This is a genomic window from Lactococcus protaetiae, assembly GCF_006965445.1.
GTDB lineage: Bacteria > Bacillota > Bacilli > Lactobacillales > Streptococcaceae > Lactococcus > Lactococcus protaetiae.
On record NZ_CP041356.1, the window covers coordinates 1,176,790 to 1,188,560 of the forward strand.

At 37.5% G+C, this 11,771-nt stretch carries 13 protein-coding genes; 9 read left to right on the forward strand and 4 right to left on the reverse strand.

Annotated features, from left to right (window positions below):
• Positions 1 to 200: 200 nt before the first annotated feature.
• Complete coding sequence (gene glyA, locus FLP15_RS05920; protein WP_142766364.1) at positions 201 to 1,451, forward strand: serine hydroxymethyltransferase; 1,251 nt, start codon at positions 201 to 203, stop codon at positions 1,449 to 1,451.
• 340 nt (positions 1,452 to 1,791) lie between these two features.
• Positions 1,792 to 2,394: a lysozyme family protein gene (locus FLP15_RS05925; RefSeq protein ID WP_142766365.1), complete on the forward strand. Its 603-nt coding sequence runs from the start codon at positions 1,792 to 1,794 to the stop codon at positions 2,392 to 2,394.
• A gap of 89 nt (positions 2,395 to 2,483) precedes the next feature.
• Here the strand turns inward: FLP15_RS05925 and FLP15_RS05930 are convergent, their stop codons facing one another.
• Entirely contained in the window at positions 2,484 to 2,777 is a 294-nt protein-coding gene (locus FLP15_RS05930; protein ID WP_142766366.1) for an acylphosphatase, read from the reverse strand.
• Between the two features lie 286 nt (positions 2,778 to 3,063).
• Between FLP15_RS05930 and FLP15_RS05935 the strand changes: the two genes are divergently transcribed.
• Both FLP15_RS05935 and FLP15_RS13050 read left to right on the forward strand, forming a co-directional pair.
• Positions 3,064 to 3,867: a TrmH family RNA methyltransferase gene (locus FLP15_RS05935; protein WP_142766367.1), complete on the forward strand. Its 804-nt coding sequence runs from the start codon at positions 3,064 to 3,066 to the stop codon at positions 3,865 to 3,867.
• Between the two features lie 97 nt (positions 3,868 to 3,964).
• On the forward strand, positions 3,965 to 4,105 hold the full coding sequence (locus tag FLP15_RS13050) for a hypothetical protein (protein WP_223804742.1): 141 nt from the start codon (positions 3,965 to 3,967) through the stop codon (positions 4,103 to 4,105).
• Positions 4,106 to 4,253: 148 nt separating this feature from the next.
• Here the strand turns inward: FLP15_RS13050 and FLP15_RS05945 are convergent, their stop codons facing one another.
• Positions 4,254 to 4,700 carry a flavodoxin gene (locus FLP15_RS05945; RefSeq protein ID WP_142766368.1) on the reverse strand — a complete coding sequence of 149 codons (447 nt, stop codon included), beginning with the start codon at positions 4,698 to 4,700 and terminating at the stop codon, positions 4,254 to 4,256.
• A gap of 463 nt (positions 4,701 to 5,163) precedes the next feature.
• Positions 5,164 to 6,663 (reverse strand): MDR family MFS transporter, encoded by a 1,500-nt coding sequence (locus tag FLP15_RS05950; RefSeq protein WP_142766369.1) that lies wholly within the window; start codon positions 6,661 to 6,663, stop codon positions 5,164 to 5,166.
• 182 nt (positions 6,664 to 6,845) lie between these two features.
• Between FLP15_RS05950 and FLP15_RS05955 the strand changes: the two genes are divergently transcribed.
• The 4 genes from FLP15_RS05955 to FLP15_RS05970 all read left to right on the forward strand — a co-directional run bounded on the left by FLP15_RS05955 (position 6,846) and on the right by FLP15_RS05970 (position 10,603).
• Positions 6,846 to 7,442, forward strand: coding sequence for a TetR/AcrR family transcriptional regulator (locus FLP15_RS05955; protein ID WP_223804743.1), 597 nt, complete (start codon positions 6,846 to 6,848; stop codon positions 7,440 to 7,442).
• A 453-nt stretch (positions 7,443 to 7,895) separates the two neighbouring features.
• Positions 7,896 to 8,750 carry a methionyl aminopeptidase gene (locus tag FLP15_RS05960; protein WP_142766371.1) on the forward strand — a complete coding sequence of 285 codons (855 nt, stop codon included), beginning with the start codon at positions 7,896 to 7,898 and terminating at the stop codon, positions 8,748 to 8,750.
• Between the two features lie 131 nt (positions 8,751 to 8,881).
• Positions 8,882 to 9,775 carry a YihY/virulence factor BrkB family protein gene (locus FLP15_RS05965; RefSeq protein WP_142766372.1) on the forward strand — a complete coding sequence of 298 codons (894 nt, stop codon included), beginning with the start codon at positions 8,882 to 8,884 and terminating at the stop codon, positions 9,773 to 9,775.
• Between the two features lie 303 nt (positions 9,776 to 10,078).
• Positions 10,079 to 10,603 carry a ClbS/DfsB family four-helix bundle protein gene (locus FLP15_RS05970; protein WP_190288359.1) on the forward strand — a complete coding sequence of 175 codons (525 nt, stop codon included), beginning with the start codon at positions 10,079 to 10,081 and terminating at the stop codon, positions 10,601 to 10,603.
• A 25-nt stretch (positions 10,604 to 10,628) separates the two neighbouring features.
• Here FLP15_RS05970 and FLP15_RS05975 read toward each other — a convergent pair whose 3' ends face one another.
• Entirely contained in the window at positions 10,629 to 11,075 is a 447-nt protein-coding gene (locus tag FLP15_RS05975; protein ID WP_142766374.1) for a GtrA family protein, read from the reverse strand.
• 291 nt (positions 11,076 to 11,366) lie between these two features.
• Between FLP15_RS05975 and FLP15_RS05980 the strand changes: the two genes are divergently transcribed.
• On the forward strand, positions 11,367 to 11,543 hold the full coding sequence (locus FLP15_RS05980; protein WP_142766375.1) for a DUF3272 family protein: 177 nt from the start codon (positions 11,367 to 11,369) through the stop codon (positions 11,541 to 11,543).
• Positions 11,544 to 11,771 lie beyond the last annotated feature (228 nt).

The following is an 11,771-nucleotide window of genomic DNA, read 5'->3' on the forward strand; positions in this document are numbered from 1 at the left end:
CTATCTAAATTTATGATTTATTGACCTGGGTTCAAGGCGTTTGAAGTCGGAAAAAAGATGCTCTGCTGTACACTCATTTTATCTCTATTAAAGTCAGAAGGTGGGATGACAGCTTTCAGAACAGTATTTCGGCGTGAAGTAGCACTTTTCTAATTTACATGACTTTAGAAGTACCCCAGTACACATTTAAAGGAGAAACTATGATTTACGATAAGGAAGATTATAAAGCCTATGACCCAGAACTTTGGGATGCAATACACGCAGAAGAAGTACGTCAGCAACAAAATATTGAACTGATTGCTTCGGAAAATATTGTTTCTAAAGGAGTTCTCGCTGCACAAGGTTCAGTTTTGACAAACAAATATGCAGAAGGTTATCCAGGTAAACGATATTATGGTGGAACAGAAGCGGTTGATGTTGTAGAAAATCTGGCGATTGAGCGTGCTAAGGCACTTTTTGATTGTAAGTTTGCTAATGTTCAACCACACTCAGGTTCTCAGGCAAATGCTGCAGCTTATATGGCGTTGATACAACCAGGGGATACTGTTATGGGAATGGACTTGAACGCTGGTGGACACTTGACACATGGCGCTTCAGTAAATTTCTCTGGTAAAACCTATCATTTTGTTTCTTACGGAGTTAACCCTGAAACAGAACTTTTGGACTATGATGATATTCTTAAAATTGCACAGGAAGTTCAACCAAAGCTTATTGTTGCTGGTGCTTCAGCTTATTCTCGTGTGATTGATTTTTCAAAATTCCGCGAAATTGCGGATAAAGTTGGTGCAAAATTGATGGTGGATATGGCTCATATCGCAGGATTAGTTGCGACTGGTGCGCATCCTAGTCCTGTCCCCTATGCAGATATTGTGACAACAACAACACATAAAACTTTGCGTGGCCCTCGTGGTGGGATGATTTTGACAAATAACGAGGATTTGGCTAAGAAAATTAATTCAGCGATTTTCCCTGGTACACAAGGTGGTCCTTTGGAGCACGTCATTGCAGCTAAAGCAGTAGCATTTAAAGAAGCGCTGGATTCTGAATTTACAACTTATATTGAACAAGTGATAAAAAATACTCAGGTGATGGCTGAAGAATTTGCAACTGTTCCTGGCTTGCGATTAATTGCTGGAGGTTCAGATAATCATTTATTAAACTTGAAAGTTTTAGACCTTGGTATCAATGGTAAAGAAGCGCAAGAACTTCTTGATTCTGTGCATATTACCTTGAATAAGGAAGCGATACCAGCAGAAACATTATCACCCTTTAAAACCTCTGGTGTACGGATTGGCGCTCCTGCGATTACTTCGCGAGGATTCAAGGAAAATGAAGCTAGACAAGTTGCAAAATTGGTTGCGAAAGCTTTAGTCAATCACGATAATGAGGCGATTTTAGACGAAGTACGCGCAGAAGTACTTGACTTGACAAATCAATTCCCTTTGTATTAAAATGAAGCTAAAGTTCTCGCAATAAATGAGTTGCAATGTTGAATTTAGTCGAACGAAATTTGTGATTTTATGCAGAGAAAATAGTAAAAAAGCAAAGTGATGTAGAATGACTTTGCTTCATCTTTTTTTGATTTTAGCTCAAAATCTAAGATGATTTTAAGCTAAAATTGTTATACTAACGAATATAAATTTTAATTGGAAATGACTGCTAGAAAATATTGATATGGGCTAGTAATGTAAAATGACTTTGGTGCTATTGACCAGAGTTAAATGTGAGAGGTTAGCGGTGTTCTAAAGGAACAGTTAACTTAAAGCAGTCAGAAAGACTAGGTAAGTGATAATGTTTAAAAAATTCGTGGGTTTAATGATGCTGGTACTTGTAGTACTCGCCGGTTTTTATGTTTATAGAGCACATGAAAATGTCAAGCATGTGATGAGTTATGAGAGTGCAGTGAGTAAAAGTCTTGCTGCTCAAGGGTTGAGCGGTGATACGAAGTTGGCACTTGCCATTATTTATACTGAAACTAAGGGAAAATCGGCAGATGTGATGCAGTCCAGTGAGAGTCTTGGAGCGAAAGCTAATGATATTTCAAATGAGAATGAAAGTATCCAACAAGGCGTTTCAAATCTTTCCAAGGTTCTAGAATATGCTTCTGAAAAAAAGGTAGATGTTTGGACGGGAGTTCAGGCTTACAACTATGGTAAAGCTTATGTTGATTATATTGCGAATCATGGGGGAAAAAACACAATTGCACTATCTAAAGCTTATTCTCGTGATGTGGTTGCCCCAAGTTTAGGAAATACTACTGGTGAAACTTATTATCATATTACGCCAGATTCTTTGTGGTACAATCAAGGTAAACTTTATACAAATGGTGGAAATATTTTTTATGCTAAAGAAGTCGAGTGGAATATGTTTTTGATTAATTTATTAGACTGGTAAACAATGGTAGTTTGAGTTATCGTTGTTTAAAATTAAAAAAACAAGAAAATAAGTTTTCTTGGTTTTTTGATTTGAGTTGAAGAAATAAACTAATATTTGATATTAAAATCTGTAAAATCTTCAAAGTGAGTTGGGGTAGCATCAACGTAGCTTACTTTTGCAAACATCGGAAGTTTACGTTTACCTGATTTTTCTCCTCGGATAATCGAGATGAACTGGTCAAGATTTTCCCGTTGATTTGACTGTGCATAGATACCTACGGTACCGTCATCATTATTCCACACTCGCCCTAAAATATCTAACTCGCGTGCTATCATGATGACAAAATACCGAAAACCAACACCTTGGACGCGTCCAGAAACAACCACTTTTATTTTGAACATTTGGAAACCTCCTGTAAACGTTATCGTATTAAAATCTTGACTTCATTATATCATACTTGAAGCAATCTCTAAAAGTTCAAATTCTTTCTCTGCTGGCTATCCGAAAAATTCGGAAGTTCAAATCGTGATTCGTACAAAGCTTATTGCGCCGCTGCCAAATTTTCTAGAATTTCAAAAACTCATCTCAAATCTGAAAATAGCGGTACTTCCAGCTTATCTTGAAGTGATAATGAGAGAGGTGAAAAAATGATCAGCACTTTTTATAAAAATTTGTTAAAATGAATGAATGGAAATCATCACGTCAAAAGATAATAAAAAAGTAAAAGAAGCACGTAAGTTGCTGACAAAAAAATATCGAAAAAATTCATACTTAATTGAAGGTTTTCATCTGCTTGAAGAAGCTGTAAAAGCTGGAAGTGAGATTTTACAGGTGTTTGTAGAAGAAGAAAAATTTGATAAACTTCCATCGGCACTGCGATTCGACTTGCGACTTCAGTCGCTTAGCGAGAATGGACAGCGAAACGAAGTGGAGATGACAGAAAAGCTATCAGTAAATATGGTGTCAAGAGAAGTTTTGAAATCACTTGCGGATAGTGACAGTCCACAAGGTATTATTGCCGAAGTTAAAAAATATGAAGCAGAGATTGACTTTTCAGGATCAAAATATTTAGTATTAGAGAATGTTCAGGATCCTGGAAATGTTGGAACGATGATACGAACAGCAGATGCTGCGGGGTTTTCGGGTGTTATCCTTTTAGGAAATACTGCAGACATTTACAGTTCAAAAGTGATGCGCTCGATGCAAGGTTCAAACTTTCATTTGCCTGTGATACAGATGGAGTCTGGCTTACTATTTGGACAGTTAAAAAAAGCAGGTTTGTCAGTACTGACAACGACTTTGTCAGCAAATTCTGTGTCTTATCAGTCTGTCAAAGCTCATCGGTTTGCCTTAGTCATGGGAAATGAAGGGGCAGGTGTGTCAGAGGAGGCAGTGAATCAAGCGGATATTCTTGTGCATATTGATATGCCAGGTCAGGCTGAATCGCTTAATGTCGCTGTTGCCGCAGGAATTTTGATGTTTAGCTTGTAAAAATCATGGAGAAAAAGTGAAACTTTACGCTATGAAAATTGACTGACCAATCAGCTACAATCATCATGGTACGATTTATCCTGTAAATTACGGTTACATGCCTGAACTTATCTCTGGTAACAGTGAGGAGCAAAATGTTTGTATTCTGTCAGCACTGACAGAAAATCAAAAATCAATGACAGAATTTGACTTGCAAGTTGATTGCTGTCATTCATCGAAAAAACGATGCCTGCGATAAATGGGTCATGACGAGTGAATATGAAACATTTACAAAAGAAGAAATTTTCGCTCAAACTTACTTTATGGAGCAATATTTCGACAGCGAAATCGAATTATTGTGAGACAAAAAAATTCTGTCAGTATACTGACAGAATTTTTAAATCAATTTACAAGTCAAAATGTGAACTTAAAGTTTCAGCAAATGCTTCAAGATTGGTTTCATCATCATCCTCAGGTGATAAGTCAACACGGACAAGTTCAGCACCTTTTGTTGCACCAGTTTTTTCAAATTGTGCTTCAAACATGTCAACGCAGATACAAAAATCATCATAAAATGTATCGCCAGAACCAAAGCAGCCATAGATTTTTCCAGATAAATCAACATCTGCTAATTCTTCATAAAAGTCCACGATTTCATCAGGGAGTTCGCCGTCTCCATAAGTATAAGTTCCAACAATACAAAGGTCGGCATCAGCCATATCTTCTGCATCTACAGAAGTACATTCATCAAGCTCAACTTCCCATCCTAACTCTTCGAGTTTATCTGCTACAATATCAGCACAGGCTTCTGTATTTCCTGTCATACTTGCATAAACAATTTTTGCTAAAGGCATTTTATATCTTCTCCTTATAAGTGTGAAATGAATCAAAGCATTTAATGCTGTTCCATCAAATACATCCGAATCTAATTATTTTTTTAATAATCTTCACCACTATTATACCAAGATGTGAGCAACACCGTCAAGAAGCGTAGAGAGATAGGGAAATGTGGTTGCCTTTTGCTCTTGGAGCTTCAGCTCCTAAGCAAACGGACAGCGTAGCGACAAGGTCGCGTAGATCTGCTCAAAGAGCAGGTTCCAGTTGCCACTTCGACTCATCGCTTTGCCTTTTGCTCTTGCTGCTTTAGCAGCTAAGCAAACGGACAGCGGAGCAACGAAGTTGCGTAGATCGTTCGCAGAACGGCGTGCGAAGTACGTAGCGATGTAGCGAGAATGGACAGCGGAGCTATCTTCTCTCATAGCTTCTGGTGTTGTGAACTCAATTATAGCAAAATTTATATAAAATCAATATTGTAAACTATCCTTTAGCTTTTGATTTAGCACTTGATAAGAAGAGAGCAGGGATTGCAATAGCCACAAGGACGATACAACTTACCAAAAATCCCATTTGGTAACCGTTCAGGGTAACGGCTGTTTCAACAGATTTTTTAGCCGTAGCGATGACGCTTGGTGTTAAAGTCGTATGCATAGCGGCCAATTGATGAAGTTTTGTCGTCATATGTCCAGCAATCTCTGAAGTCACGACAGCTGTTACGACAGCTGAAATCACTGCTGAGCCAAAGCTAGAACCCACATTTTGAATAATCCGTTGACCGACAGAAGCACCAGCGATATCTTTTTTATCCAGTCCGATGAAAATATCCGTCATCATTGGCATTTGTAAACCGCCAATCCCAATCCCACGGACAAAGAGAACCACACCAAGCCAAATCAAACTTGTGTTTTCATGAACAAAGATAAAGGGTGCAGTACCGAGTAACGAAATCAAGAGACTGACTAAAACAACAGGACGTGCACCAATTCGGTCGATTAATTTGCCAATCGTAGGACGCGCAATGAACATCCCAACTCCTTGTGGAATGAGCATAAGTGCAGCATCAATTGCTGTAAAGCCTTTTGTATTTTGAAAGAACAGTGGAAGTAGAAGCATAGGGCCATTTGAAGCAATCCCAGCAAGGAAAATGCCGACATTGGCAGCCGTAAAGTTGCGGACTTTGAAGAAACGTAGAGGTAGCACTGTTTCATCATGCCGCAGATAATTGTAAATCGCATAGATAACAAGACAAGCCACACCAATGCTGCAAGAAATCAACATTTGATCGTTAAAGAAATTTTTTGCATTCTCAGAGCCTTTCATAATTCCATAAATCAGACCAATTGAGCCACCAGCAAGAAGAATTGTACCAAACCAATCCAGTTTACTTTCAGGATTCATCGGTTTAAAGTCTTGCAAGAAGAAAATGTTGAGCAACACAGCAATGATACAAACAGGAACATTAACATAGAAAAGCCAGTGCCAATTTGCATCTTGCACGATGAAGCCGCCAAGAACTGGACCGATGATAGGACCAAGAATGATTGGCGTCGAAATAATAGCAACTAACTCACCAAATCGTCCTTTTGGTGCGACACCCATGAGCAAAGTTGTCATGAGCAGTGTGATGAAACCGGCCGAGAGACCTTGCACCGCACGGAAAGCAATGAAGCTCTCAATGTTCCAAGCTTGTCCAGAAAGAAAACTGAAGGCGCCAAAAGCGATGACTGACCATTGTAATACTTTTTTACCATTAAAATGATTGACCATGTAGCCACAGACTGGTACAGCAACGGCAAGCGCGAGGACATAACCTGTAATCGCCCACTGAATCATGTTAAGCGAAGTATTAAGGTCAGTTTGTAGCTTATTGATAGCGATATTAACCATTGTTGAATCAAGCATGGGAGCAAGTGCACCAATCACAAGAACCCATGCAGTACGCGTGACTTCTTTTGGCAATTTATCTTTTTTATCTGCCATTTTTAAAATCTCCATTTATTTTTAGATACAAGATGTATCTTTTGTTTACAAGTGATATTATAAACCTCTAAAATAACTTTGTCAAGATTTAAGTACAAAACGTATCTAATTTTTATTTTGAAAAAAAGATATTTATAAGATATAATATTAAATAAGGTACAAAATGTATGAATAGGAGTAGGATGATGGTTCAAAGAAGAAGAGGTGATGAGCTTAAAAATGCAATTTTTGAAGCAACAGTAGAGATACTTGAAAATAAAGGATTTGAGGAAGTAACTTTTCAAAATGTTGCGCGTAAAGCACATACAACGAGAAGTGTACTTTATCGTTATTTTGAAGACACTTTTCAGTTGATTTATCAAGCGGCGCGTTATCATGTTGAACGAGATGAACGTTATGAAGGTTCAGTTATTGAGCAGGTTTTTAACACGGGTGCTTTGCGTTCGGATCTGCTTGCCATGCTGAGTTTTATGCGAGATAATTCTACCCGCTTTCCTAAAAATTTTTTGCCTTATATCTTCTTTGAACAGGCTCAGGGTAAAAATTTTTTTGAAGGTACAGTCGGAGATATTACAGAAAATAACCTCATCATTATTGAGCGCATATTAGCGCGGGCACAAGAGCGTGGAGAAGCGCGTGAAGATATTAAGCAGGAAGCCAAACTGATTTCCTTTAAGTTATCGCGTTATAATATCATGCTGACGGGAAAAGCGATGAATGATGCACAAATCACGGAACTTGTTGATGATGTTCTCATCCCTCTCTATATGAAAAACTAACGATTAAGTCGCATTTTATGGTAAAATAGAGTGTATTTAGCATTCGAATGATTTTGAAAAGGTTCATGATTGTTAGAGGAAGTTCTTGTAGATAAAGCTGATAAATACTATCTTCACAAGAATTCAAAACCCTAAGTAAATGAAAATTTATCCTCTAATGAAGTATGGATTACTTCAAAACATGAAGTCAAGACTTATTCAGTGGGAGTTTCGTAAAAAATGTTTATCGCGTAGCCCGAAGGGCGGAGATAGCACGCACTTACTTCGATAAAACTTAAACCACTGAGTTCGGTGCACTAAAAGCTGGACAATGAGATAAATTGAAAAAGCATCCAATTTCTTATCTCTGCCTTTTGTGGCTCTGCTGTTGGTGTTAAAGCGCCAAGTTGAGTAGCAAATCATTAAGTTTTTGTAAAAGCACCACTCACATCTTAAATAAAAAGGAAAGTAAAATTGATTACATTAAAATCACAACGTGAAATCGAGCAAATGGCACGCAGTAGCAAAATTTTGGCGGATATCCATATTGGCCTCCGTGAAATCATCAAACCTGGTATTGATATGTGGGAAATAGAAGCCTACGTCCGCAAAGTTTGTAAAGAAAAAAATGTCTTACCCTTACAAATTGGTGTAGATGAAGGAAATTATAATCCCTTTCCTTATGCCACTTGTTGCTGTTTAAATGACGAAGTTGCCCATGCTTTCCCACGCCATATCATCCTCAAAGAAGGAGATTTAATCAAAGTAGATATGGTACTTGGGCTGGTTGAAGATGGTTCCGTTGATGTATCGAAGCTTGATTTTGACGATGCGGAGTCTATGGTTAAATATCAAGAAGAATTCCGCGGTGGGGTAGCAGATTCTTGCTGGGCCTATGCTGTCGGTAATGTTTCTGATGAAGTGAAAAATCTCATGGATGTCACGAGAGAATGTTTGTATTTAGGGATTGAGCAAGCTAAGGTTGGTAACCGTATTGGTGATATTGGTGCAGTGATACAAGAATATGCAGAAAGCCGTGGCTATGGTGTTGTGCGTGATTTAGTTGGTCATGGTGTTGGTCCTACAATGCATGAAGAACCAATGGTGCCACACTATGGCAGAGCTGGACGTGGACTTCGACTGCGTGAAGGTATGGTTTTGACGATTGAACCAATGATTAATACGGGCGGTTGGGAGATTGACCACGACGGAGAACGAGGTTATGTTACCTTCGATGGTAGCTTATCTTGCCAGTATGAACATCAGTTTGTCATTACAAAAGATGGACCAGTGATTCTGACTAGTCAGGGAGAAGAAAGAACATATTGATTTTATTGAGTTGTTTATAAGAAAGTTTATCTAAAAAAGAGAAATAACATCTGCGCAAGCACAGAACTACATTTCCCTATTTTTTACGGCTTTGACTTGAGGGTCACGAACATCTTGAATGAAAGGAAAAAATGAAAAAAATTCTACAAAAAATCGGTGAGTTAACCGGTACTTTTATGACTTTTTTTAAGAGCTCAGAGATGAGTTTGTCCTCCATTGCGGCGGCATATTATCTCCTGCTTGCGATTTTTCCTCTTGTTTTAATTATTGGTAATATCCTACCTTTTTTGCAAATTGACACTGCAGGTTTGCTCCATTTTTTAGGAGATAACCTTCCAGAGCAACTCTATGATGGTGTGGAACCAGTGATTCATAGTTTATTAAGTCAGCGAAATACAGGTTTGCTGTCTGTTTCCGTCATTGCTGGTTTATGGACGTTTTCAAGAGCCTTATCTGCTTTACAGATGTCAATGAATAAAGCTTATGAAGTATTTAATCACAGAGATTTCATTATTAGTCGGATTATTGGGTTAGTAGCAGGGCTTGCGATTTTACTTTTCTTATATTTTGCGATTGCTTTATCTACTTTTGGACAGTTGATTTTGGAACATGTTTATAAACTTGTTCCTTTTGATCGGAACTTATATAATACTTTGCATAATATGACTTTGCCAGCTGTCGCAGTAGCAACGTTCTTATCTCTGATGATGCTTTATTTTATCTTGCCAAATGTTAAAATAAAGAAATTGAGATATACAATGCCAGGAACGATTTTTTCAACTTTTGTTTTAGTTTTCTTGACAAACTGGGTTGCTAAATATGTGAGTTTCGCACTCAATCAGTTGGATGACTTAAAATTAATTGGTTCTCTGGTTGTTTTCGCATTGATGATTTGGTTCATTTTTATCGCGCGAGTTTTGATTATTGGAGCAATATTGAATGCAGTTTATCAAAAAACAAAACTCGGTGAGATTGAAACACGCCGAGGAGAAATTGTTGAATTTATCAAAGAAATTAGGAAATAGACTTACTCAACTTGAAGTGATTACTTCATCAGTGGGAGATTCTTTCTCTCCCACTGATGTTAGTAGAACGAAAGCAAAGCTTAGTGGTGCTTATCCCCCGCCTGAAAGAGGTGGGGGATTTAGCAGACACTTGCTTGGCTAAAATTGGGTAAGTTTTTTGTTATGAATTTTAGAATCCATTCATGGTTTAGTTCGTATGAAAACAATATAATTTCATTCGTAAATAAAATTCTTGCATATTGATGTTTTTATGGTATACTTATCTTATAAAAACAAATGAGATACTCAAGAAGGGAGAATATCATGAAAACACCGACTGCTAAGGCAGAACTACTGCAAACAATCCAAAATGACTTTGATAATCTTATTCATTTGATTGACAGTTTACCAGAAGAAAGCAAAAATGCTGCTTTCCGTTTTAATTATGCTATGACACCGAATTGGCGTCGTGATACAAATGTACGGAGTGTGCTTATGCATTTGTATGAGCGAGCAAATCGTCTTGTAAATTGGCTAGAAAATTCTAATCGGAGTGCGACTCGTCCATTTCGTGCGGATTTCTTCGGTGATATGAGTCCAGAACTTTGGATTAAACAGCAAAATACAGACTTTGAGGTTGCCTATCAGTTAGCAAAAGAAACGCATAAAAAAGCGATGTCCTTGCTTGAAACTCTGTCGGAGGATGAACTTTTCAAAGGTGTTTATTTCACATGGAAAAGCTCGCTTTCTATTGCGGATTATGCTATGTCTGGATTAGCGAACCATTACAAATGGCTTAGGGCACAAATTGAAAATCAAGTAATTGTCAATGAGGTGATTTCCAAATAAAAACATAACGATAAAAAACTCCAGCTTACTCAGCTGGAGTTTTTGTTTTTCTGAAGACAATGAATTTTGAATAGAGATAGTTGATAATGATAATAAAGACTTGAAGGAAAAGATTTAAGTCAGCGACAAGTTGGTTTTTATTGATGCCAAAAGCATCCATGAGAATTTCAGGATGCTGGTCAATGAACCACCAATTGACGGCGATAGACAAGATTAGAAGAGCTAACCGACCAGAAACAAAGCTGATGAAATCTTTGAGTAAGTGCGATGATTTGTGTTGAAAAACAAAGAATTTATTTGTAAAGAAAGCGAAGATAATACTGGCAGATTGAGCAACGGTTTCTGAGCCCCAGCCAGAATGCCAAGCTTGCCAAGTTAACCATTTGACTAAGGCATAGACTGCCGTGGCCAAAACACCAAAAATGAGATATTTTATTGCTTCGGTTTTAAGAAGTGAGATAATCTTTTTCATGAAGATATTATACAAGATGAGAGCAATGCCGTCAAGAATTGTAGAGAAATAGAAAAATGTGGTTCGCTTGTAGAGCAGGTTTCGTTTTGTCTCTTATCTATTTTCCTTGAGTTCTAAGTAGTTGAACTCACTTATATCAAAGGTGAGTAGAGTTGAAACGAAATCTACAAAGCATCAAAAATAATGTTGTTTGATGCTTAAAAATGAAGTTCAAAAGTTTTGTCAGCGTTAATGATTTTTGTCAGCATTTACGAGATGGGTTTTATAAAATTTTTCTGCTATAATAGAGGCATGCCTAAACAACGATTCTATTCTTTTATGATAGGGACAGTGGTTGAAGCTTGGATTTTTAGTTGGACATTTATGACTAGGTCTTGGTTTTTTGCTACGTTCTTTGGTGTGCTGCTCATTCGACGGTTGATGATTGCTTATAAGCTAGATAAAGTTATCCGTGAAATGATGAAATAGCAGTATGACAAGTTCTTTTATGGTGGGACTTGCATTTTATAAAATTTTTGCTGATGAAAATAACAAAAGTACTGACAGACAGACTTGTCAGTTTTGTACGATTGAGTAAGTATCAAAACGGTGAATATAAATTCTGTCAGTACTGACAGAGGTGTTATTGACTGATTTGCCAATATAAAATAACATGAAGTCAAGACTTATTCAGTGGGAGTTTCATAAAACATTTGT